The organism is Comamonas sp. C24C (assembly GCF_053345995.1).
Genome location: NZ_JBKFBC010000006.1, coordinates 24,663 through 45,768, shown reverse-complemented (window position 1 = coordinate 45,768; position 21,106 = coordinate 24,663). Strand labels below are relative to the sequence as shown.

The 21,106-nt window shown below is 62.2% G+C and carries 23 protein-coding genes; 12 read left to right on the top strand and 11 right to left on the bottom strand.

Translation table 11 applies throughout. The features are described 5' to 3' along the window. Positions 1–3 precede the first annotated feature (3 nt). The 3 genes from ACLBXN_RS12585 to ACLBXN_RS12575 all read right to left on the bottom strand — a co-directional run bounded on the left by ACLBXN_RS12585 (position 4) and on the right by ACLBXN_RS12575 (position 1,770). Positions 4–312: a DUF4148 domain-containing protein gene (locus ACLBXN_RS12585; protein ID WP_003051774.1), complete on the bottom strand. Its 309-nt coding sequence runs from the start codon at positions 310–312 to the stop codon at positions 4–6. 152 nt (positions 313–464) lie between these two features. Beyond that, a complete protein-coding gene (gene trmL, locus ACLBXN_RS12580; RefSeq protein ID WP_211456907.1) occupies positions 465–959 on the bottom strand; it encodes a tRNA (uridine(34)/cytosine(34)/5-carboxymethylaminomethyluridine(34)-2'-O)-methyltransferase TrmL in 495 nt (164 codons plus the stop codon). Positions 960–1,029: 70 nt separating this feature from the next. Continuing rightward, the gene (locus ACLBXN_RS12575) at positions 1,030–1,770 is read right to left on the bottom strand and encodes a ComF family protein (protein WP_447612344.1); all 741 of its coding nucleotides are present in this window, start codon (positions 1,768–1,770) and stop codon (positions 1,030–1,032) included. Between the two features lie 90 nt (positions 1,771–1,860). Here ACLBXN_RS12575 and ACLBXN_RS12570 point away from each other — a divergent pair, with 90 nt between their 5' ends. The 7 genes from ACLBXN_RS12570 (at position 1,861) to ACLBXN_RS12540 (ending at position 8,536) form a co-directional block, all read left to right on the top strand. After that, positions 1,861–2,769, top strand: coding sequence for a class I SAM-dependent methyltransferase (locus ACLBXN_RS12570; protein WP_043003364.1), 909 nt, complete (start codon positions 1,861–1,863; stop codon positions 2,767–2,769). A gap of 579 nt (positions 2,770–3,348) precedes the next feature. Further along, positions 3,349–4,923, top strand: a complete 1,575-nt coding sequence (gene coxB, locus ACLBXN_RS12565; protein WP_043003365.1) for a cytochrome c oxidase subunit II — start codon at positions 3,349–3,351, stop codon at positions 4,921–4,923. A 34-nt stretch (positions 4,924–4,957) separates the two neighbouring features. Continuing rightward, positions 4,958–6,601, top strand: coding sequence for a cytochrome c oxidase subunit I (ctaD, locus tag ACLBXN_RS12560; protein ID WP_003051784.1), 1,644 nt, complete (start codon positions 4,958–4,960; stop codon positions 6,599–6,601). A 10-nt stretch (positions 6,602–6,611) separates the two neighbouring features. Continuing rightward, a complete protein-coding gene (locus ACLBXN_RS12555) occupies positions 6,612–6,722 on the top strand; it encodes a cytochrome oxidase small assembly protein (RefSeq protein WP_003075487.1) in 111 nt (36 codons plus the stop codon). Between the two features lie 35 nt (positions 6,723–6,757). Then, positions 6,758–7,372: a cytochrome c oxidase assembly protein gene (locus ACLBXN_RS12550; protein ID WP_003075489.1), complete on the top strand. Its 615-nt coding sequence runs from the start codon at positions 6,758–6,760 to the stop codon at positions 7,370–7,372. Further along, positions 7,369–7,566 (top strand): DUF2970 domain-containing protein, encoded by a 198-nt coding sequence (locus ACLBXN_RS12545; protein ID WP_003051791.1) that lies wholly within the window; start codon positions 7,369–7,371, stop codon positions 7,564–7,566. Before ACLBXN_RS12550 ends, ACLBXN_RS12545 begins: the two co-directional genes overlap by 4 nt. An 88-nt stretch (positions 7,567–7,654) precedes the next feature. Beyond that, positions 7,655–8,536: a cytochrome c oxidase subunit 3 gene (locus ACLBXN_RS12540; protein ID WP_003051795.1), complete on the top strand. Its 882-nt coding sequence runs from the start codon at positions 7,655–7,657 to the stop codon at positions 8,534–8,536. A 131-nt stretch (positions 8,537–8,667) separates the two neighbouring features. Here the strand turns inward: ACLBXN_RS12540 and ACLBXN_RS12535 are convergent, their stop codons facing one another. Continuing rightward, a complete protein-coding gene (locus ACLBXN_RS12535) occupies positions 8,668–8,910 on the bottom strand; it encodes a twin transmembrane helix small protein (protein WP_003051797.1) in 243 nt (80 codons plus the stop codon). A 14-nt stretch (positions 8,911–8,924) separates the two neighbouring features. Between ACLBXN_RS12535 and ACLBXN_RS12530 the strand changes: the two genes are divergently transcribed. From ACLBXN_RS12530 to ACLBXN_RS12510, 5 genes are all read left to right on the top strand, one after another. Continuing rightward, positions 8,925–9,737, top strand: coding sequence for an SURF1 family protein (locus ACLBXN_RS12530; protein ID WP_447612343.1), 813 nt, complete (start codon positions 8,925–8,927; stop codon positions 9,735–9,737). Continuing rightward, positions 9,673–10,419: a hypothetical protein gene (locus tag ACLBXN_RS12525; RefSeq protein WP_447612342.1), complete on the top strand. Its 747-nt coding sequence runs from the start codon at positions 9,673–9,675 to the stop codon at positions 10,417–10,419. Before ACLBXN_RS12530 ends, ACLBXN_RS12525 begins: the two co-directional genes overlap by 65 nt. A 74-nt stretch (positions 10,420–10,493) precedes the next feature. Continuing rightward, on the top strand, positions 10,494–11,417 hold the full coding sequence (gene cyoE / locus ACLBXN_RS12520) for a heme o synthase (protein WP_447612341.1): 924 nt from the start codon (positions 10,494–10,496) through the stop codon (positions 11,415–11,417). Positions 11,418–11,423: 6 nt separating this feature from the next. After that, complete coding sequence (locus ACLBXN_RS12515) at positions 11,424–12,029, top strand: SCO family protein (protein WP_019044193.1); 606 nt, start codon at positions 11,424–11,426, stop codon at positions 12,027–12,029. 236 nt (positions 12,030–12,265) lie between these two features. After that, a complete protein-coding gene (locus ACLBXN_RS12510; protein ID WP_447612340.1) occupies positions 12,266–14,038 on the top strand; it encodes a putative bifunctional diguanylate cyclase/phosphodiesterase in 1,773 nt (590 codons plus the stop codon). Positions 14,039–14,052: 14 nt separating this feature from the next. Here ACLBXN_RS12510 and ACLBXN_RS12505 read toward each other — a convergent pair whose 3' ends face one another. The 7 genes from ACLBXN_RS12505 to ACLBXN_RS12475 are packed head-to-tail and all read right to left on the bottom strand — an operon-like array spanning position 14,053 to position 21,056. After that, complete coding sequence (locus ACLBXN_RS12505; RefSeq protein ID WP_447612339.1) at positions 14,053–15,207, bottom strand: hypothetical protein; 1,155 nt, start codon at positions 15,205–15,207, stop codon at positions 14,053–14,055. A 29-nt stretch (positions 15,208–15,236) separates the two neighbouring features. Beyond that, entirely contained in the window at positions 15,237–15,827 is a 591-nt protein-coding gene (locus tag ACLBXN_RS12500; protein WP_447612338.1) for an immunity 22 family protein, read from the bottom strand. After that, complete coding sequence (locus ACLBXN_RS12495; protein ID WP_447612337.1) at positions 15,824–16,465, bottom strand: DMP19 family protein; 642 nt, start codon at positions 16,463–16,465, stop codon at positions 15,824–15,826. The genes ACLBXN_RS12500 and ACLBXN_RS12495 overlap by 4 nt, the downstream gene beginning before the upstream one ends. A gap of 3 nt (positions 16,466–16,468) precedes the next feature. Beyond that, entirely contained in the window at positions 16,469–17,407 is a 939-nt protein-coding gene (locus tag ACLBXN_RS12490; protein WP_447612336.1) for a DUF6999 family protein, read from the bottom strand. A gap of 31 nt (positions 17,408–17,438) precedes the next feature. Further along, positions 17,439–19,373, bottom strand: coding sequence for an iron-containing redox enzyme family protein (locus ACLBXN_RS12485; RefSeq protein ID WP_447612335.1), 1,935 nt, complete (start codon positions 19,371–19,373; stop codon positions 17,439–17,441). 18 nt (positions 19,374–19,391) lie between these two features. Then, positions 19,392–20,312: a fatty acid desaturase gene (locus ACLBXN_RS12480; protein ID WP_447612334.1), complete on the bottom strand. Its 921-nt coding sequence runs from the start codon at positions 20,310–20,312 to the stop codon at positions 19,392–19,394. Beyond that, the gene (locus ACLBXN_RS12475) at positions 20,313–21,056 is read right to left on the bottom strand and encodes a sterol desaturase family protein (RefSeq protein ID WP_447612333.1); all 744 of its coding nucleotides are present in this window, start codon (positions 21,054–21,056) and stop codon (positions 20,313–20,315) included. Positions 21,057–21,106 lie beyond the last annotated feature (50 nt).

The following is a 21,106-nucleotide window of genomic DNA, read 5'->3' as shown; positions in this document are numbered from 1 at the left end:
CCGTCATTCGCCATAGTTGTCCAGCAAACCGGCCTTGCCTGCGGCAATGGTCTCCTGGCGCACTTGCTCACGGCTGAGGTTGCTGGATTGCTGTTGCTGGGACAGGGGCAGATAGGCATCGCCAACGAGTTGCAGTTGGCCCTTGGCCATGGCGTCCTGCACCTGGGCATTGACCTGAGCACGGGTCAGGGTGGATTGACCTGCAACTTCGGGAGGGTAGTGATCGCCGGTGAAGTCAAAGCTTGCAGCCTGTGCAGCGGCGGCGGACATGGCCAGGGCGGCAACGATGGCAAAGCGGTTGGCGTATTTCATGATTCGTCCTTTGGTACGTCGGGCCTGCAGTCCTGGCGGATATCGTCGGTCGGCTGCAAGTCCATGAGTCGTACTTTAGGACGATCTAATCAGGAGAAAAACCCCCTGTTGCGCAACTTATTGTTCCGAAATTAGAGACAATAAGCGGGAACTTAAAGCGCAGTCTTGGGCTCTGCAAGGGCAGCACCTGCGAAACCCTGCTGGCGCCAGGCTTCAAACACCGTCACGGCCACGGCATTGGACAGGTTCAGGCTGCGTTGAGAGGCCAGCATGGGCAGGCGCAGTCGCTGCTCGTTGGGGAACTGGGCGCGCACCTCGGGCGGCAGGCCCTTGCTTTCAGAGCCAAAGACCAGCCAGTCGCCCGCCTTGAATTCCATGGCATGGGCCGGACTGCTGCTGTGCGTGGTCATGGCAAACATGCGCTCGCGCTGGGGCTGGCAGCTTGCGAGGAAGGCTTCCCAGCTGGCGTGGCGGGCCACATTGGCGTACTCGTGATAGTCCAGTCCGGCACGGCGCATATGCCGGTCTTCCATGGAAAAACCCAGTGGCTCGATCAGATGCAGGCTGCAACCCGTGTTGGCGGCCAGACGGATGACATTGCCCGTGTTGGGGGGAATCTCGGGCGCCACAAGAACGATATGAAACATGGGGCGCTATTGTGCCGCCCGGCTTTTACCTGCGCTGCGGGCCCCGCAGTTCCAGACTGGCAGATATGGGTCAAGGCGTGCGCGTCAGCACGACGGCACTGACCGAGGCGGCGCCCGCCGAAAGCAGGCAGCGGGCTAGTGCATCCAGCGTGGCGCCGGTCGTCATCACGTCGTCCAGCAGCAAAATCGCTTGCCCTTCGATGAGGGCCTTCCGGGCAGGGTCGAGGCTGAAGACATTGCGCAGCTGGCGCAGCCGTTGCTCACGGCTGGAGGCGTGCTGGGGCAGCTCCAGATGTCTGCGCCGCACCACCCCGCTCAGCAAGGGCAAGCAGGTGTCGTACTGCGCGCAGAGGGCGCGTGCCAGCAGCAGGCAGTGATCGAAGCCGCGCTCGCGCACGCGCTCATCGGAGGCAGGCATGGGCAGCAAGGCAGCGCAGGCCCTCAACTGCTCTCTGACTTCGGGATGGCCGGCCATCAGCCTGCCCAGACTGCGCGCCAACCCCAGATCGGCCTGAAATTTGTAGCGCGTGATGAGGTCCTGCCAGGGATAGGCATAGTCCAGCACGGAGGTGCAGCGTTTTAGCCGGGGCGGCTGCTTGAGGCAGCTGCCGCAGAGGCTGACCAGGGAGGGCAGCGGCAGGGCGCAGCTTTGGCAGCGGTGCTTTTGCCGAGCCCAGCGCGTCTGGCAGTCGTGGCAGATGCGTGGTCCGGGCCAGCGTCCGCAGACTGCGCACTGGCTGGGCAGAGCATCCAGCCAGCGCTGCTGCTGGCGTTGCAGGTGCGAAAGCCATGTCGCATGAAGGTCGGGCATGGAATCAATATACTCGCGCCGCATTGATCTTCTTTCCGGCAGTTGGTGAGCTGAACGCTTATTCGGCCAGCTGCCCGTTTCTGTCTGCCCATGTCCCACGCCCTGCCACCCACCATTGATTCCATCGCTGCAAACCATTGGCAAATGGCCGCTCCGGCCGAATCCCCCTGGTTGCACGAGGAGGTGGCCAGCCGCATGCAGCAGCGCCTGGACTGGATCGTGAAGCCGCCCGAGACCTGGTGCCACTGGGAGCCGGTGCGAGGTGGCATGCAGGCACACCAACTGCTGCGCGAGCGCTATCCGCAGGCCGAATGCACGATCCATGAACCCGTGGCCCGCCGCGAGGCAGTGGCGCAGGACAAGCTCGGCAGCCGCTGGTGGCAGCTCTCGCGCTGGAAGGGGGCGGCTGTACACATGGCCGAGCCTGCGGACGGCAGCATGGACATGCTCTGGGCCAATATGCTGCTGCATACGGCGGCCGACCCGCAGACCCTGATCGAGCGCTGGCACAAGGCGCTCAAGGTCGATGGCTATGTCATGTTCTCCTGTCTCGGTCCGGATACCGTGCAGCAGCTGCACAGGCTCTACGCCGAACTCGGCTGGGGGCCGGCAGGTCATACGTTTACCGATATGCATGACTGGGGCGACATGCTGGTGCATTCCGGCTTTGCCGAACCCGTGATGGACATGGAGCGCATCACCCTGACCTTTGCCACGCCGCAGCGTCTGCTGCAGGAGCTGCGCGAACTGGGCCGCAATTTCCACCCCGGGCGTTTTGCCGGCCTGCGCGGTCGCGGCTGGAAGGCCGGGCTGCTGCAGAAAATTGAGGAGCGCTGGGCCGACAAGCAGCCCGATGGCCAGCTCTCGCTGACCTTCGAGATCGTCTATGGCCACGCCTACAAACCGCAGCCCAAGCTGCGTCTGGAGGCCAATAGCGCCGTGTCGCTGGAAGACATGAAGGCCATGCTCAAGCAGCCGCGCAACACGGGTTTGCGATAGCACATCTGTCGTTTTCCGGTCATTGATTCGACACAAAGCTGCCTACAATTTCCCCTAGTCACTTCATGGATAGCAGCAATCCTTCGGGCTTCTCTCCTGCCTGAAGGACAACAGACAGTGCGGCCCAAGCCGCCAGGGGAGATATCGGGTGTTTCGCTTTGCCAAGGGGACTGGCCAGCGGGTTCGACAGCGGCCGGTTTTCGCATTTCATCATCACCACAAGCCAGCCTCTTGCTGCGCTGACGCATCCCTGTGCCCGGCGGTGACCGCGGTACAGCAGCGTCCCATCTCCCCGCTTTCTGTTCTGGCTGCCAGGCCAGTTCCAGCCATGTCCGGCGTTTGCCGTGAGATGCGCTTGCCAGTACGAGTTTCAAGTCCGGCGAGGCTTGCCTGCGCAAGCCCGGTTGGCATGGGTTTCCGGTACATGCATTAGTGAATGCGCGCAGACAGTGCTATCAAATTCTGGGGCATGCTGCGTTGAAGTTCGCGAGGTAGTGTGAGTGTCACAGCCTTCTGGCCAGCAGCGGCGGAAGCGGTGTGAGCGAGTGGACAACTGAGGCTTTGAGGTAAGTGAAAACGATGAAAAACATTTCCACCAAGCTGGTTCCCTGGAGTTTGGCCTTGGCGGCGTGGGGCAGTTCCATGGCCTATGCGGCGCAGGATCTGCCGGGAGGTCCTGCCGTCAACCAACTCAATCTGCATCCGCCTGTGACACGCATTGCCGTGGAGCAGCACTGGCTGCACTGGATGATGCTCATCATCTGCACGGTGATCTTCATCGCGGTGTTCGGGGTGATGTTCTATTCCATCTGGAAGCACCGCAAATCTCAGGGAGCCAAGGCCGCGAACTTCCACGAATCGGTCAAGGTGGAAGTGGCCTGGACGGTGGCTCCCTTCATCATCGTGATTCTGATGGCACTGCCTGCCACCAAGGTGCTGGTGGCACAGAAAGACACGACCAATGCCGACCTCACGATCAAGGCCACCGGCTACCAGTGGAAATGGGGCTATGACTATCTGAGCGGCGAGGGCGAAGGCCTGGGCTTTGTGTCCACGCTGGATAACGCACAGCGCCAGATGTCCAACAGCGGCGATGTGAGCAACGCGCCCAGCGACTATCTGCTGAGAGTCGACAACCCGCTGGTCGTGCCCGTGGGCAAGAAGGTGCGCATCATCACCACGGCCAACGATGTGATCCACTCCTTCATGGTGCCGGCCTTTGGCATCAAGCAGGACGCGATTCCCGGCTTTGTGCGCGACACCTGGTTCAAGGCCGAGAAGACCGGCGACTACTACGGTCAGTGTGCCGAGCTGTGCGGCAAGGAGCATGCCTACATGCCCATCCACGTGAAGGTGCTGTCTGCGGAGGCTTACAGCGCCTGGGTGGCCGAGGAAAAGAAGAAGCTGGCCGCCAAGGCCGATGATCCGAACAAGGTCTGGGTGCTGGCCGATCTGGTGGCACGTGGCGAAAAAGTCTATGCCGCCAACTGCGCTGCCTGCCACCAGGCCAATGGCAAGGGCGCCGGTCCCATCAAGCCGCTGGACGGCAGTCCCGTGGTGCTGGGTCCCACGGCCGACATGATGCATGCCGTGCTCGAAGGCCGCGCCAACGGTGCCATGCCGGCCTGGAAGCAGCTGAGCGACACCGAGCTGGCTGCGGTGGTGACCTTTGCCAAGAACCACTGGAGCAACCAGACCGGCCAGCTGGTGCAGCCCGCCCAGTTTGTGGCTGCGCGCGGCGGCAAGTTTCCTGAAGGCGGCGGCAGTGCGGCACCCGCAGCTCCGGCTGCCGACTCAGCCGCTCCTGCGCAAGGTGCAGCCGCTGCCGCCAGCGACGCCGGCCCTTATCAGGTCTTTTTCGAGACCGGCAAGAGCGCGCTGGACGATCAGGCTCAGGCTGCGGTGAAGAAGGCGGCCGAGTATTGGAAGGCACACAAGGACGGCAAGATTGCCCTGTCGGGCTTTGTGGACTCCACCGGCAACGCCGACAAGAACGCGGAACTGGCCAAGGAGCGAGCCAAGGCCGTGGCCAAGCTGCTGGAGGACAGCGGCATTGCGGGTGACCGCATCGAGCTGCGCAAGCCCGAGACCATCACGGCTGCAGCAGGCGCGGACCAGCAGGCACGCCGTGTTGACATCACGGCCGCGAAGTAAGCCCCGGGTATAGAGACCGATTGGAGAAAAGAATATGAGCGCCGTAGTTCCTCCCGTCCACACCCATGAGGGCCATGGTCACGACCATGGGCATGACGACCATCACCACGCCATGCCCTCGGGCTGGCGTCGCTGGCTGTTTGCCACCAATCACAAGGACATCGGCACGATGTACCTGCTGTTCTCCTTCACCATGCTGATGGTGGGAGGCATTCTGGCCATGCTGATCCGTGCCGAGCTGTTCGAGCCCGGCCTGCAGATCGTCAACCCCGAGCTGTTCAACCAGCTGACCACCATGCACGGCCTGATCATGGTGTTCGGCGCCATCATGCCGGCCTTCGTGGGCTTCGCGAACTGGATGCTGCCGCTGCAGATCGGTGCTTCAGACATGGCGTTTGCGCGCATGAACAACTTCAGCTTCTGGCTGCTGATTCCTGCTGGCATCATGCTGGTGGGCTCGTTCTTCATGCCCGGTGGTGCGCCTGCTGCCGGCTGGACGCTATATGCGCCGCTGACGCTGCAGATGGGGCCGTCCATGGACACCAGCATCTTTGCCATGCACATCATGGGCGCCAGCTCCATCATGGGCGCGATCAACATCATCGTTACCATCCTGAACATGCGCGCGCCCGGCATGACGCTGATGAAGATGCCGCTGTTTGCCTGGACCTGGCTGATCACCGCCTATCTGCTGATCGCCGTGATGCCGGTGCTGGCCGGCGCCATCACCATGACGCTGACCGACCGTCACTTCGGCACCAGCTTCTTCAATCCTGCGGGCGGCGGCGATCCGGTGATGTACCAGCACATCTTCTGGTTCTTCGGCCACCCCGAGGTCTACATCATGATCTTGCCGGCCTTCGGCATCGTCAGCCAGATCGTGCCTGCCTTCAGCCGCAAGAGGCTGTTCGGCTACACCTCCATGGTCTATGCCGTGGCGGCGATTGCCATCCTGTCCTTCATCGTCTGGGCGCACCACATGTTCACCACGGGCATGCCGGTCACGGGTCAGCTGTTCTTCATGTACGCGACCATGCTGATCTCCGTGCCCACGGCCGTGAAGGTGTTCAACTGGACGGCCACCATGTGGCGCGGCTCCATGAGCTTTGAAACCCCGATGCTGTTCGCAGTGGGCTTCATCTTCGTGTTCACCATGGGCGGCTTCACGGGACTGATCCTGTCCATGGCGCCCATCGACATCCAGCTGCAGGACACCTATTACGTGGTGGCCCACTTCCACTATGTGCTGGTGGCCGGTTCGCTGTTCTCCATGTTCGCCGGCTATTACTACTGGTCGCCCAAGTGGACGGGCGTGATGTATTCCGAGACGCGCGGCCGCATCCACTTCTGGGGCTCGCTGATCTTCTTCAACATCACCTTCTTCCCCATGCACTTCCTGGGTCTGGCCGGCATGCCGCGTCGCTATGCCGACTACCCCATGCAGTTCGCCGACTTCAACATGATTGCCTCCCTGGGCGGCTTTGGCTTCGGTCTGATGCAGGTGTATTTCTTCCTGTTCGTCGTCTGGCCCGCGATGCGCGGCCATGGAGAAAAGGCGCCGCAAAAGCCCTGGGAAGCGGCAGAAGGACTGGAATGGGAAGTGCCTTCTCCGGCTCCGTTCCACACCTTCGAGACGCCTCCCAAGCTCGATGAAACCGCCACCAAGGTGATCGGTTGAGGAGGCGCACATGACGACACAGGAGCAACGCAAGGCGAACCGGAGGCTGGGGCTGATCCTGGCCTCAACGGCTGCCGTGTTCTTTATCGGCTTTGTGGTGAAGATGGCCTGGCTGCATTGAGGCAGGCCGATGGCAACCGAGTGAAGGAGCTTGAGGTGAGCATAGCCAAGGAAAACGCGAAGATGGTGGGCAAGCTGGCGATCGTTGCCCTGGGCATGTTTGCGTTCGGCTATGTGCTCATTCCCATCTACAAGCATATCTGCGAGCTGACGGGCATCAACATCCTGTCGCTGTCCGAAAAGCAGGTACCCGGTGCCGGCGTGGCGGGCCGCGACGTGAAGCTTCCTCCCAACAGCCAGATCGACACCAGCCGCACCATCACCGTGGAGTTCGATGCCAATGCACGCGGGCCCTGGGACTTCAAGCCGGCCAAGCGTTCGGTGCAGGTCCACCCCGGCGAGCTGGCCACGGTGATGTATGAATTCCAGAACGTGCAGAACCGGCGCATGGCCGCTCAGGCCATCCCCAGCTATGCGCCGCGCCAGGCCACGGCCTTCTTCAACAAGATGGAGTGCTTCTGCTTTTCGCAGTACACGCTGGAGCCCGGCGAGAAGCGTGAGTGGCCGGTGGCCTTTGTCATCGATCCGCGCATCTCCAAGGATGTGAAGACGATCACGCTGTCCTACACCTTCTTCGAGGTGGGCGGCAAGACCCCTGCAGCGCCCGAAGGCAGCACGGCTGCAGTCGTCACGCCCGGAGGCAGCTCATGACGCAGGATGCCAAGAAGACAGGCTTCTGGCGCAGCATCGTGGCCGTCGCCTGGGCCATGCTGGGCGTGCGCAAGGGCAAGGAGTACGAGAAGGATTTCGCCAGCATCACGCCGCTGCATGTGATTGCCGTGGGGCTGGTGGCGATTTTTGCCTTGGTATTAGCGTTGATATGGATCGTCAACCTGGTCGTTTAGCCTCTGGCTGAGGGCAGGTGGCGAATGCAGTGCCAGTGATAGTGGAGCGTCGGTCAAAACAACGATCAACAGAGTCAGGAGCCGAGTGATGAGTGCAATCCCGCAGGGCGCAACCCCTTACTACTATGTGCCAGCCGAATCCAGCCACCCCGTGATGGCGGCCATCGGCCTGTTCTTCGTGATCCTGGGTGCCGGCACCTGGATCAACGGCCACGAATGGGGAATGTATTCCCTGTTCTTCGGCCTGGTCTGGTGGCTGGCCGTGCTGTTCGTCTGGTTCCGCGATGCGGCGCGCGAGAGCGAGGCCGGGCTCAACAGCCGCAAGATCGACCTGTCCTACCGCTGGAGCATGAGCTGGTTCATCTTCTCGGAGGTGATGTTCTTCGGCGCCTTCTTCACCGCGCTGTGGTGGGCACGCGCGCACTCGGTGCCGGCGCTGGGCAGCCTGGCCAACGAGCTGCTGTGGCCCAACTTCCAGGCCGTGTGGCCCAGCGTGGCTCCCGGTGCCACGGCGTCGCCCGCGAATATCGTCGAGCCGTTCAAGACCGTGGGGCCGTTCTGGCTGCCCACCATCAACACGGCGCTGCTGCTGACCTCGGGCGTGACGCTGACCATCGCCCACCATGCGCTGCAGGTCAACAACCGCGCGCGCTGCATCAGCTTCATGTGGATGACGGTGATTCTGGGCTTCGTCTTCCTCTGCGTGCAGGGCTACGAATACCACCATCTCTACAACGACTACAACCTCAAGCTCAACTCGGGCGTTTTCGGCTCCACCTTCTACATGCTGACGGGCTTTCACGGCTTCCACGTGCTGGTCGGCATGCTGATGCTGTTCTTCATCACCATCCGCCTGATGAAGGGCGACTTTACTGACAAGCACCATTTCGGCTTTGAGGGGGCAGCCTGGTACTGGCACTTTGTGGACGTGGTCTGGGTCTTCCTCTACATCCTCGTGTACTGGATGTAAGACACTCAAAAATAGAAGCGCCTTGCGCAAGTCCAGCATGGATTTCAGTATCAAATAGCACTGAAATCATTGAATGGAAAGCGCAAGGTGCTTTTATTTTGGTAGTGCCAAAAAACGCTGCGTGCAACCGGCTATTGCCCGGGCTGCCAGCCCGTGGGCTGTATCCAGCCCAGCTTGGCTGCCATCAGAACGCAGAGAAACAGCGCAACCGACAACGCCACACGCAGGGCCAGGGCGCGAAACATCTTGCGGCTGCGTTCGGCATCGTCGGCCTCCGAGCTTTCGCCTCCGTCGCCCCTGCGCATCATGAAGAACAGCGCACTGCCAAGGCTCGCCAAGATGGCGAGAAAAGCGAGAATGATCACGAATTTCATGAACGGATTATCTGGTGCGCATTTCCCGATTTCCAGACCTCTGGCGGTTTCTCCTGATCTCCCTGGCGGCCCTGGCCTGCGTGGCCGTCACTGCATCGCTGGGCTTTTGGCAACTGGGCCGGGCAGCGCAGAAACAGGCTGTTTTCGATGCCATCGAGCGCCAGCAGGCGCTGGAGCCCTGGCACAACGCAGAGCTGGCCGCCGAAGTGGCTTTGGCAACCGAATCCACCGGCGAGGCACAGAAGGCGACGCTGCTGCATAGGCCCGTGCAACTGCAGGGCCAGTGGTTGGTCGAGCAGACCCTCTTTCTGGACAACCGGCAGATGCAGGGCCGGGCCGGCTTCTATGTGCTCACACCGTTCAGGCTGAGTGCGCCTCACGAGAACAAGGTTGTCGTCGTGCAGCGCGGCTGGGCACCGCGCAACTTCATGGACCGCTCGGTCCTGCCAGAGGTGCAAACGCCTGCAGGCACGGTCAGCATCGAGGGCCGGCTGGAGGCGCCACCGTCCAGGCTGATGGAGCTGGAACGGGCGCATGGCGGGGCAGACCCTGATGAGCAAAAGTCGCGCATCCGACAGAATGCAGACATTGCCCTGTGGGCGCAGCAAGGCGGCTTGCCGCTGCTGGCCCTGAGCGTGGTGCAAAGCGGCAGTGCCAGCGAAGGCCTGCTGCGCGACTGGCCGCAGATCAATGCCGGTGTGCAAAAGCACTACGGCTATGCTTTTCAGTGGTTCGGACTCAGTGTCTTGGTGGTGTTGCTCTATGTCTGGTTTCAACTCGTCCGACGCTTTTACCCCCGCCGCCGCGCAGCGCAGCCCGAGGGATGAACCGCTGAGCTTTGCGGTCCACAGCCTGCCCGATCCCGCGCAGAGCCAGGCACGGCAGATGCAGGCGCGCAGCGGTCGCTTGAAGATGCTGGCCGTGCTGCTGGTCTGTGCGGCGCCAGTGCTGGCCTCCTATTTCACCTACTACGTGTTGCGTCCCTCGCAGCAGCGCAGCTATGGCGAGCTGATTGCCGAGCAGCCCGGACTGCCCGATGTGCAGGCGCAGACCCTTGACGGACGCAGCGTGAATCTGGGCAGCCTCAAGGGCCAGTGGCTGCTGATCAGCACCAGTGCCGGGGACTGTGGGCAACGCTGTCAGGATCATCTCTATCTGCAGCGCCAGCTGCGTGAAACCCTGGGCCGTGAAAAAGACCGGCTGGACTGGGTCTGGCTCATCGATGACCAGCATCCGGTGCCCGAGGCCATCCTGCCCGCGGCCGAACAGGCGACAACGCTGCGCGTGCCGGCTGCGGTCATCGGCAACTGGCTCAAGCCAGAGGCCGGCCATGCGCTGGACGAGCATCTGTATGTGGTCGATCCCCAGGGCCACTGGATGATGCGCTTTCCTGCCGATATGGGCAAAGCCACAGCCGGCAAGGCCAAGCGCGATCTGGAGCGGCTGCTGCGCGCCTCTGCCTCCTGGGACGAGGCCGGGCGAGCCACGGCAGACACGGCGCAGAAATAGCTGTTGAAACCCGCGATAGCCGGCTCTCGCCAGCGCTATCAGCGATCTGAATCATGGTCAGCGAGGAGGGCCGCATGCAGGCAGACATCTCGGAGTTGAAAGTGGTTGTTCCAGACGCCATGGCGGCTTCCTCGCGCTGGGCGCAGTACCACGCGCTGACCAAGCCCAAGGTGGTGCAGCTCATTGTCTTCTGCGCCTTCATCGGCATGGTGCTGGCTGTGCCTGGCGTTCCCGGCTGGCAGGACTGGGGCCGCATGCTGGCGGCCTGCGCAGGCATCTGGCTGGTGGCCGCGGCGGCAGCGGCGTTCAACTGCCTGGTCGAGCGCAGCATCGATGCGCGGATGAAGCGCACGGCCTGGCGGCCCACGGCGCGCGGCGAGCTTTCGCATTCCCAGGCCTTGCTGTTTTCGGCCTTGCTGTGCGCCGCAGGTTCCGCCATCTTGCTGCTGGCCGTGAACGCGCTCACGCTGTGGCTGACGCTGGCCACCTTCATCGGCTACGCCGTGATCTACACCCTGGTGCTCAAGCCCCTGACGCCGCAGAACATCGTCATCGGCGGGGCATCGGGCGCCATGCCGCCCGTGCTGGGCTGGGCGGCGATGACCGGACAGGTCGGCCATGAGGCCTTGCTGCTGTTTCTCATCATCTTCCTCTGGACGCCGCCGCATTTCTGGGCCCTGGCGCTGTACCGCGTGGAGGACTACCGCCGCGCCGGCCTGCCCATGCTTCCGGTCACGCATGGCAATGCCTTCACGCGGCTGCAGGTGTTTCTCTATACCCTGGTGCTGTTTGCCGGCTGTCTGCTGCCTTTCGTGGTGGGCATGAGCGGCTATCTCTACCTTTTTGCCGCAGTGATTCTGGGGTTGGGCTTTTGCGGTTATGGTTGGGCACTGCTGCGCAACTACTCGGATGCGCTGGCACGCAAGACCTTCCGCTTTTCACTGATCCACCTGAGCCTGCTGTTTGCCGCGCTGCTGGTGGATCACTACCTAGCCTGACCGACCATGGATAAACGAGCTGCGCTGCGCGCTATGGGCGCTGCAACACTGGCCTGCACGGCCGCATTCGCACTGACCGCCTGCAAGGACGATAGCAAGCCCAAATTTCAGGGCGTGGATGTGACGGGCGCAGACTACGCCAAGGACATTCCGCTGACCGATGTCGACGGAAAGAAGCGCAGCCTCAAGGACTTCTCGGGCAAGGTGGTGGCCGTGTTCTTCGGCTACACCCAGTGCCCCGATGTCTGCCCCACCACGCTGCAGGAGCTGCTTGAGGTCAAGCAGGCGCTGGGCGCCGATGGCGACAAGCTGCAGGCCGTGTTTGTCTCGCTGGACCCCGAGCGTGACACGCCGGAGGTGCTCAAGGCCTATCTGGCCAACTTCGACGAGAGCTTTGTGGGGCTGAGCGGTACGGCCGACGAAATTGCAGCCGTGGCCAAGGACTTCAAGATCTTCTTCAAGAAGGTGCCGGGCAAGGTCGAAGGCACCTACACCCTGGACCATTCGGCTGGCACCTATCTTTTCGATCCCCAGGGCCGCTTGCGCGTCTACGAGCGCTATGGCGCAGGACCGCAGCTGCTGACCCAGGACGTCAAGGCACTGCTGGGCTGAAGCAAAGCACCCATGGCCGCATGGGCCACGGGTGCCGAAGTTTTTTGAAATTTGTTGTTACATGTTGGTGTTTGATATAGCGCAAGGGGAGCCCGCGATGCCGCGCGCATAGTGGGCGCCTTCAAACACTTGGCAAGGCTCGATCCGGCTTCCGGAAGCCGGGCATGCAGGCCGTGGATGCGGCATGGGGAGTGGCTGCACGCAGGAACGCCAGAGTGGATGTCTGGAGCTTGCGTATGGCCGAGTGCCCTTTTTCCTCGATGCTCAAACCCGTATCCGAACTGGCGCTGGCGGATTGCCAGCGCCGCTTGGGACTAGCCATGTCGGCTCGGCAGGAGGGGGTGAGTCTTTCCGTCATGTTGAGCCGGCGCGAGCGCCAGGCGCTGGACGCTGCGCCCGACGGCATTTTGCTGGTGGACCGTGACGGGAAGATGGTGACGGCCAACGCCGCCATGCTGGCCATCTCCGGCTATGAGCGCGACGAGCTCGAAGGCCGGATGCTGGACATGCTGCTGCCGCCCGAGTTTCAGGCAGGCCATGGCCAGTATCTGAGCAGCTATTTTGCCCGGCCATCGCGCCGGCCCATGGGTCTGGGCGGCGTGCTGTGGCTGCAGCGCAAGCAGGGCAATGCCGTGCCGGTGGACATTGCTCTGGGCTATTTCGGGGATGACGACAAAGGTCTGGCGATTGCCTTTGTGCGCGATGTGACGGAGCTGCATCAGATGCAGCAGCGCCTGAAGTTCCAGGCCACCAAGGACACCTTGACCGGGCTCAACAATCGCTGGCAGTTCGGCCAGGAACTGCAGGAGCAGCTCAAGCTGGCGCAGGCTGGGGGCGAGGCTCTGGCCCTGCTGCAGCTGGATCTCGACAATTTCAAGGCCATCAACGACGGCTACGGACATGCCGCAGGTGATCAACTGCTGAGAGAGGTCGCCAGGCGGCTGAAGTCCCAGCTACGCAGCGAAGGCACTCTGGCTCGATTGGGGGGCGACGAATTCATGGTGCTGCTGGTGGGCGAGAACGCGACCCGGGCCCGGTTTTGGAGCGAGCAGATTCTGGCGGCGCTCTCCATCCCCTTCAAGCACGACGGGCTGGCACTGGATTTCGGCGCCAGCGTGGGCATTGCCCTCTATCCCGACAATGCGCAGACCGGCGACGACCTGATGCGTTTCGCCGATATGGCCATGTACAGCGCCAAGGCCCAGGGACGCGGCCACGCGGTTTTTTTCGAACCCGGCATGGGCAAGGAAATGGCCGAGCGTGTGCAACTGGCCGAGCGCTTGCGCATGGCGCTCAGCTATGGCGGCCTGCAGCTGCATTACCAGCCCCAGGTCAAGGTCGAGGGTGCCACTGTGGTGGCAGTGGAGGCCTTGCTGCGCTGGCATGATCCCTTGCTCGGCAATGTCAGTCCGGCGCGCTTTATTCCAGTGGCCGAGGCTTCGGGCCAGATCGTGGCTCTGGGCAACTATGTGCTGGACGCCGCCTGCAAGCAGATCGCCCTGTGGCTCAAGGCCGGTACGCCGCTGCGGGTGGCGGTCAATCTCTCTGCCTATCAGCTGCGGCAGGTGAATCTGGTCGAGCAGGTCAGAAGCTGTCTGCAGCGCTATCAGGTGCCGCCGCAATGGCTGGAGCTGGAGGTGACCGAGTCCCAGGCCATGATCAATCCCGATCAGGGGTGTGAGGTGCTGCAGGGGCTGGCGCGGCTGGGGGTGACGATTGCACTGGATGATTTCGGCACCGGCCATTCTTCACTGGCCTATCTGCAGTATTTGCCGCTGCAGCGCGTCAAGCTGGGGCGGGAGTTTCTGTTTCCCTCGCCCAGCCGTGACAGGTTGATGGGTGGCATTGTGCATATGGCCCATGCACTGGATCTGGAGGTGGTGGCCGAAGGCGTCGAAGAGGCCGATCAGCTGCAGTTGCTGCGCGATATCGGCTGCGAGTTTTTCCAGGGTTGGCTGCATTCGCGCGCCATGCCTGCCGAGCAGGTGCGGGACTGGCTGGCAGCCTGACGCAAGGAGTGTGGCTACTGCTTCCAGTCAGGCTCGGGAAAATGCTCGTTGGATGCGGTGACGATCAGGTCCAGCACCGGCTTGCCCTCCTTGTCGAGGCGCACACCGGGGCCCCTGCGTGCCTGCTGCCGCTGGCCCGAAAACCAGAACAGCTTGCGCTCCCAGCTGCCGGGCTTGGGCGGCTTGCGGTTGGCCTGAGTCAGATGCTCTTGGATGCGTTGTAGCCCCGCTGCGAGACGCCATGGTGCCAGTTGCAGAAGCGCCGCTTGCAACTCTTGCACCCAAGGCTCTGGTACGGGCGAGAAGCGCTGGAATGACTGGCTTGCGGCCAGTCTTCGCACGCGTTCGTGCAGCTCGACGCCATACAGTGCGCAGGCCTCGCTGATCCTGCCCTGCGCCATCAGCTTGCGTGCCTTGCGCTCCAGCGCAGAGTCCTTGGGGGCATCTGCTGGCGACCACAGCCAGCGGGCATCGCTCCATTGATGGCGGAAGTTGTAGAGAAATTCGGACGATAGAAGCAATTGCCAGCCGGGCATTTTTGACTGCATCACCGATCGAACCAGCAGGCAGGGCTGGCGCTTGCGGGTGGCGGGGCCATAGGCCGCGAGCACGGCGGTGGTGCGCGCTGCAGGTCGCCCGCGATCATCGCGCGGCCATGATTGAAGCAGGCGCATGAGGTCGACAGCCGACACATCGGTCTTTAGCTGTTCAAGCGCCTGCTGAGAATCCGCGAGCTGGTCCAGCAGGCCGAGGTTCAGGTCCTGACCCATTGACGGGGCACGGGCTTCAGTCTCCGCGGGAGATGGCGTGCAAGCCTTGGCCCGGATGGTGATCTGCGCTGGCGCTGCATCAGGCGCTGTACGCCATTCATGCAGCAGCTGTGCAAAGCGCCCGGGGCTGCAGCTGACCTCATGGTGTATGACTTCACCGGCCGTATCGCGCAGCGTGATCCAGGCATGCAGCCTGTGCTCCACGCCCAACTGCATGGCCTCCTCATACCTGGTGGCCGAGAAAGCGCCGTTGCCACCGTGGTGCACAAAAAATTCGACATCCATGGAGCCGGCTGCTGCGCTGCTGCTGATGCGTGTTCTGGCAGCGTCTTTGTGTTCGGCCCGGCAATCCGGCAGCTGCAGCCATTGCTGCGAAATCTGGGCGATGAAGTCTTGCATGAAGAAGATGAAAAAGCGTCGAAATTGCGTCAGTCGTCAAAAAGACCTATGTAGCTCAGTCCGTTGTAGAGCTTGTCCGGATCGGCGATTGGCTCGGTGGGGTCGGCATAGACAAACATGGCGTTGGCCGTCTGAATGCCCTGGGCCTCGCAGGCCTGCACGATGAGCGCGAGCGATACGTCGGAGTCCAGAGTGCTGTGGCGCACCAAGGCGGCGACAGGAACAGGCTCGGGCAGCCAGATCATCAGCAGCAGGTCTTCGTCGAACAGAAACTTCCTGCCCAGGTCCCGGCAGAAGCCGCAGCCTGTGACATCTTCGCTGCTGCTTTCGATATCTTCGACTTCCAGCTCCCAGTAGCTGTCTGCATAGTCGAAGTAGCGGCCAAACTCCGCCTCGCCCAGCGGCGTATTGCCGATCCAGAAATGCAATGCGGAAAAAGGCGCGGGCGGCGGTGTCGGACCCAGCTCCTCGACCCAGTCGAACAGGGTTCCGGGCTTGAGGTGGTGGCGCTTTTCCAGTTCCGGAAAGCCGCCGCCGGGTGTGCGGTTCAGCGCTTCGTCCACCAGAGCCTTGCGAAACGCCAGCGAATAGGTCTTGCCGGATTTGTTTTCAGATTTCATTGAGCGGGTCCGTAGTGCATGACCACCAGCTTGTTCAGGGGCTCCGGGTAGTCCCAGAAGGCTTCTTCCAGCTCCTGCAACTGTTCATGCTCGGCATCCGTCAGCAGTGCCGGCAGATCGGAGTAGTCCACATTTTCTGGCCCCTCCTCGAAGCGCTTGAGCACCGCAAACATGTCCTGCAGACACTGGCACGTGATGGGCGCGCCTATGGCTTGCAGAGCCTGCAGGGTGAGCTGATGGTTGGCCAGTCCCCAGTTGCCCAGAAACTGCAGAAAGCCGCCGTTGTTGATATCTGCTTCCATGCGCCATAGAGCCACCAGCTCATGCTGGACGGGGGATATCCGGGTGATGTCCCATTGGGCGGCGATCAGCGCGCCCATAGCCTGGTTGTAGAGACTGTCCTGATCCAGGTCCCAGACGCTGACCATGCCTGCAGCAGAGGGCTGCCACAGTGCCGGCCAGTTCAGACCGTGATCCTCATCGGTCAGCACCCATGCCAGGCGTTGCTCGGGTGTGGCTTTTTCGAGGCGGATATGCCGCTTGATGGGCTCGGCCAGTTCACGTCCGTCCGCGAGTGCAAGCCAGATGGTCTGCTCATCGATGCGAACGCCTGTGATGCGGTTGCTTCGTGGGTCCATGGTTCAGCTTTGTGCGGCGGTCTGATCTATCACCGTCTCGGCGGCCCGGTGCATCTTGGCCAGCTCGCGCGCGGGGACAGGGTGCTCGCCGTTGGCCATGCGTGTCAGCAGCGAGTGCAGCATCTCGGTGGAGAGGCCGTGCAGCACCAGACGGTAGGCTGCATACAGGGTGGACAGCGGCACCATGGGGTGCTTGTTGTTGAGCAGCACCAGATGCTCGGGCGAGGCCAGGATCTTGGCGCAGTAGATGGCAACGGTTTCGTCGAGCTGCAGCGAGTTGCTGGCGCGCCAGAAGTCGTTGTCGGTCAGCAGCAACTGGTAGATGGGCGTGTACAGCTCGATGGCGCTTTGCAGATCAATGACGTTGAAGCGCCCGCGCGGCATGTCTTCGAGCCTGAGATCGGGCTCGCGGATCATGGAGAAGTCGGGCTCGGCCACGGGCACCAGTTCCTGTCCGTTCTCGCGCAGTGCCTTGTTCAGGCGGATCACGAAGTTGAAGAGGTTGAGGTCGTGCTTGAGAAACAGCTCGTCCTTTACATCGTCGATTTCCATGGGCATCAAGGGCGCGGTGCTGACCTTGGTCGGGGCATTGGCTGCGACGAAGGCCAGTACCTGGGAGCCCAGGTGAAAGTGGCGCATGATGAGCCAGTTGGCCTCTGGCGAGAGAAATTTCTTCATACCGAAGGCCAGCAGCCTGTGCAGCAGCATGGAGTGCGACCAGCGCTTGGGCAGAAAGATCTTCAGCGCCTGAATGATGATCATGGACAGCCGCGCCAGCGGCCGCATGGCGGGCAGAAAGAACTGGCGCGAGCTGCTGCTGCAGTCGCGCAGCCAGGCGGCCTTGACGTCATCGGGCAAAGGCGTGCTCTGGTCAAGGTAGAGCGCCAGCCAGGGACTGGGGTCGCGCTCGTCCCAGACATGGTCGTTGAATTCGTTCTTCATGGCTCCTCGCGGTGCTTCTTGCTGTTTCTGGTTAGCGCTCGGTCAGCACATGCTGAAACTGCATCAGGTATATGGCTGCGGTGTTGCGTGCGGTCTGCAGTATGGCCTGCTGGGCCGTGCCTTCGCTGTCCAGCTCCAGCGCCATCTGCACGGCCAGCAGCCAGCGCTCCAGATGGTTCTCGTCGTTGGCGCCGTGGTACTCGAGAAAGCGGAAGGCATCGGGCGGCAGTGGCAGGCTCTGGCGCAGCAGGGGCAGCAGGCTGGGAACGATGCGCTGGCCCGTGCCTTCGATGATGTAGATGGCGCCCAGCAGGCCGATCGGGTTGGGCGTGGCAGCCAGGCTGTGCAGATAGGCATTGAGCGCTTCGCCGCCGGGGTTGCGATGCAGACGGCTGATGTCGGTCTCGGTGCCGCCGGCCTTCAGATAGTCGCTGTGCAGAATCTTGAAGTCGTTCTGCTCCTCACCTGCATGCAGGTCGATCAGCGAGGCTAGCGTGGCGTAGTCCCCGGTCAGCGAGGCAGCGCCTTCGCGCATCCACAGACTGCCTTCGCGCACCTGGGGAATCCAGTGGCTCATCCAGCGCAGATAGTCGGTGATCTGCAACTGGCGCGTGCGCATGCGCTGGAGCAGGGGAGTGCGCCACACATTGCTGCGGTAGTCCTGCCAGATGCTGGCCAGCTCGGTCAGCAATGGAGCCAGCTGAGCTGGAGCTGTGGCTGGGTCATGCGGTGCGGCGATGCTCGAAACATCGGGAAGTGCATCATCGGCTAGCGTCGCAGTCTGCACGGATTTTTGAGGAAAATTGGCCTCAATCGATTGCTGGGTATGCGTATCCAGCTCTACTTCCCATAGCATGTAGCCGGCGGTAAAGCGGCCCGACTCGGGGATGAAGCAAAGCACGGTGTCGCCAGCTTTCAGGCTCTGGCCCTGCTTTTGCAGAAACTCCGACATCATGATGAAGATGGAGGCGGCACCCGTGTTGCCGCGCCAGGCCAGATTGCTCCACCAGCGCTCGCGTGGAATGCTGAGCTGGGCCTTGCCCAGCAGCTCGTCGACCACGGGAATGAAGCGCTCCGACGAGTAGTGGCAGAGAAAGTGGTCGATGCCGCGTTCGGGCACCCAGCCCTGGTGGGCCAGGGCTGCATATTCGTGAATGCAGACATCGAACAGATGCGGCAGCAGGCGAATGTCCTGGCGCAGTGCCAGGGCGCCTGCGGCCTCGGCATCGCTCCAGGCAGGGAAGTCCAGATGGCTTTTGCCGCGATCGGCCGTCATGCCCAGCTGCATGCACACGGGGTAGTCGCCGGCAAAGCTGCGCTGGTGCGTCCACTTGAGCTTGAGGCGCAGTCCGTTGGCCTGGGGCAGGGCCTTGGGGCCGCCCAGCAACACGGCGCCAGCGCCGTCGGAGAGCATCCAGCGCAGAAAGTGGGCGTCAAAGTCGGTGTCATAGCCCTGGGCCGCAAAGCGTGAACGCTTGAACAGACGCGAGGGCATTTCGCTGGCCACCGATAGGGCCAGCGCATGGGCGCCGCTTTCCACGGCCAGGGCTGCGGCTTGCATGGCACCCACACTGGCGGCGCAGACGCCATGCACGGACAGCGTTTCCATGGGCGGGGCGGCCATCTCGCCCTGAATCATGCTGGCAAAGCCGGGCATCAGCGCATCGCCCCCCGAGGAGCCACTGGACAGAAAGCCGATGTCGGATAGCTTTTTGCCAGCCAGGGCCAGGGTCTCCTCGATCGCGCCCGCCGCCATGCGGGCGTTGCTGAAGACGGTCTGGCCTTCACCATCAATGGCGTAGTGGCGGGTCTGGATGCCGTTCTCGGCCAGGATGCGGCGCTTGATGCGCTCGGAGATGCGGTTCAGCGGTGCGACAAACGCATCCATGCCAGCGTTGTCCACCGGGGCGCCAGGCAGAAACATGCCGGCAGATTGCAGATAGACCTTGGAATAGGCAACAGGCATAGATCCTCAACAGGTTTTTTACTTCACAGCGTCGGGCGGCATCTGCGGCTCGGTTCTTGCCGCGGGCCAGACCAGACCCAATACAAACACGCGTCCCATATAAGGCAGCAGGCCACCTTCGTTCAATGCGGGAGTGACCCGTTGGCGGTAAACGCGCTCATGCAGTCCGCTGAGTTCGGACCAGTGGGCATGCGGGCATTCATGGTGCGCGGTGTGCAGGCCAATATTAAAAAGCAGTGGGTTGACCAGGCCTTCAAAGTTGCGTGCGTAGTTCAGCTCGATACCTGGAGTATTGCGCTGTGCTCTGGTCAGTGGCCTTCCATCGGCATGGGCATGTTGAAGATAGTTGGTGGCCAGCAGCCAGTGCAGGCCGTGCAACTGGGGAACGATGATGAAAATCAGGGCCTTTTGCCAGTCCAGCCAGAGAAAAAAACCCCAGCTGCCCAGCCACAGCAGGTATTGCCCCATGCAGTAGCGAAACGCTCCGGGCCAGTGACGACGGAGATTGTTCAGCCAGCGAAAGAACAGCGGGTACAGCACGAAAGCCGCCTGCACCGGGTGAATCAGGTAGCCCCAAAGATGGTTGGTATCGCCACCCCATTCGGGCCGGTAGGTGCGCGCCAGATCGCACGGTCCGTGGCGAAAGCGGTGGTGGTTGGCCACATGAGCAGGCCAGAACACAAAGGTGGGATGGCCTTGAAGCAGGGTCAGCCAGTAATCGGTCAGGCGGTTGGTCCAGCGCCCCCGCCACATGCGCGCATGGGTGTGGTTGTGGTGGATCACGCCCACACCCAGGGTCAGAAACAGCTCGACGCCGTAGAGAATGAAGCTGAAGCCCTGCGTCCATTGCCACCATACCAGCAGCGGCAGCAGCAGCATGTAGAAGACGGATTGCCAGTCGCGCCAATGACGCAGGGCGGGATAGCGGTGCCTGCTCATTCAGCGACGAGGGCTTTGGGGAACGCTGTCCGTGACCCGCGTTCGCATGATCTGGTCCATGAAGGCCAGTGCAAAGCCATAGTTGCCAGCGGGGCGCGCGTGGTGCAGATGGTGGCGGCGGCTGGCAGCCAGTGGGTGCGTGTCGGAGACCTTGGGGAAAAAATCGTAGTTGGAATGGCCGATCAGATTGAGGATCAGGCTCAGCACCGGTACCGAGGCCAGCGACCAGAAGTAGAAGTCATGCACCAGCATGGGCAGCAAGATGATGTTGCCCAGCATCAGCGCTTCGATGGGGTGAAAGCTGTAGGTGGACCAGGGCGTGGTCACCACGGAGCGATGATGGTCGCCGTGATAGCGCACCAGGCGGCGGGTGTGCAGCAGGCGATGGTTGATCCAGAAGTGCACATCGTTCCAGATCAGCAGCGTAAAGATCTCAAGAGCAATGCGTCCGGCGCTGGCCGTGGGCGAGAGCTGCGCCCAGCCCAGCTGCAGCAAGCCCCAGGGGACGATCATGCCGATGCCGAAGATCAGAATGGAATGAAAGGACTGGCGCCATTCGCGCTGCAATTGATCGGGCTTGAGCGGGCGCGTATCCAGTGGTCTGCCGATGCCCGCTCGGGCGAGAAATGCTGTCAGAGCGCCCATGAGCAGGCCGCCCAGCAGATAAATACCCCCGAAAAAAACCAGACCCAAAGCCATGACTTGCCAGGCATTGAGCTGTGTGAACCAGGTACCAGCGTCCATGAAGGCTCCAAAAGCGGTGGCGCAGCCCCAGAAACGACAATGCGCCCGAC

Excerpts from the sequence above, each read along its gene's own strand:
- ACLBXN_RS12585 (WP_003051774.1), bottom strand. The coding sequence starts at position 312 with ATGAAATACGCCAACCGCTTTGCCATCGTTGCCGCCCTGGCCATGTCC.
- trmL (WP_211456907.1), bottom strand. The coding sequence starts at position 959 with ATGTTTCATATCGTTCTTGTGGCGCCCGAGATTCCCCCCAACACGGGC.
- ACLBXN_RS12575 (WP_447612344.1), bottom strand. The coding sequence starts at position 1,770 with ATGCCCGACCTTCATGCGACATGGCTTTCGCACCTGCAACGCCAGCAG.
- ACLBXN_RS12570 (WP_043003364.1), top strand. The coding sequence starts at position 1,861 with ATGTCCCACGCCCTGCCACCCACCATTGATTCCATCGCTGCAAACCAT.
- coxB (WP_043003365.1), top strand. The coding sequence starts at position 3,349 with ATGAAAAACATTTCCACCAAGCTGGTTCCCTGGAGTTTGGCCTTGGCG.
- ctaD (WP_003051784.1), top strand. The coding sequence starts at position 4,958 with ATGAGCGCCGTAGTTCCTCCCGTCCACACCCATGAGGGCCATGGTCAC.
- ACLBXN_RS12555 (WP_003075487.1), top strand. The coding sequence starts at position 6,612 with ATGACGACACAGGAGCAACGCAAGGCGAACCGGAGGCTGGGGCTGATC.
- ACLBXN_RS12545 (WP_003051791.1), top strand. The coding sequence starts at position 7,369 with ATGACGCAGGATGCCAAGAAGACAGGCTTCTGGCGCAGCATCGTGGCC.
- ACLBXN_RS12540 (WP_003051795.1), top strand. The coding sequence starts at position 7,655 with ATGAGTGCAATCCCGCAGGGCGCAACCCCTTACTACTATGTGCCAGCC.
- ACLBXN_RS12535 (WP_003051797.1), bottom strand. The coding sequence starts at position 8,910 with ATGAAATTCGTGATCATTCTCGCTTTTCTCGCCATCTTGGCGAGCCTT.
- ACLBXN_RS12525 (WP_447612342.1), top strand. The coding sequence starts at position 9,673 with ATGTCTGGTTTCAACTCGTCCGACGCTTTTACCCCCGCCGCCGCGCAG.
- cyoE (WP_447612341.1), top strand. The coding sequence starts at position 10,494 with ATGCAGGCAGACATCTCGGAGTTGAAAGTGGTTGTTCCAGACGCCATG.
- ACLBXN_RS12515 (WP_019044193.1), top strand. The coding sequence starts at position 11,424 with ATGGATAAACGAGCTGCGCTGCGCGCTATGGGCGCTGCAACACTGGCC.
- ACLBXN_RS12510 (WP_447612340.1), top strand. The coding sequence starts at position 12,266 with ATGGCCGAGTGCCCTTTTTCCTCGATGCTCAAACCCGTATCCGAACTG.
- ACLBXN_RS12505 (WP_447612339.1), bottom strand. The coding sequence starts at position 15,207 with ATGCAAGACTTCATCGCCCAGATTTCGCAGCAATGGCTGCAGCTGCCG.
- ACLBXN_RS12500 (WP_447612338.1), bottom strand. The coding sequence starts at position 15,827 with ATGAAATCTGAAAACAAATCCGGCAAGACCTATTCGCTGGCGTTTCGC.
- ACLBXN_RS12495 (WP_447612337.1), bottom strand. The coding sequence starts at position 16,465 with ATGGACCCACGAAGCAACCGCATCACAGGCGTTCGCATCGATGAGCAG.
- ACLBXN_RS12490 (WP_447612336.1), bottom strand. The coding sequence starts at position 17,407 with ATGAAGAACGAATTCAACGACCATGTCTGGGACGAGCGCGACCCCAGT.
- ACLBXN_RS12485 (WP_447612335.1), bottom strand. The coding sequence starts at position 19,373 with ATGCCTGTTGCCTATTCCAAGGTCTATCTGCAATCTGCCGGCATGTTT.
- ACLBXN_RS12480 (WP_447612334.1), bottom strand. The coding sequence starts at position 20,312 with ATGAGCAGGCACCGCTATCCCGCCCTGCGTCATTGGCGCGACTGGCAA.
- ACLBXN_RS12475 (WP_447612333.1), bottom strand. The coding sequence starts at position 21,056 with ATGGACGCTGGTACCTGGTTCACACAGCTCAATGCCTGGCAAGTCATG.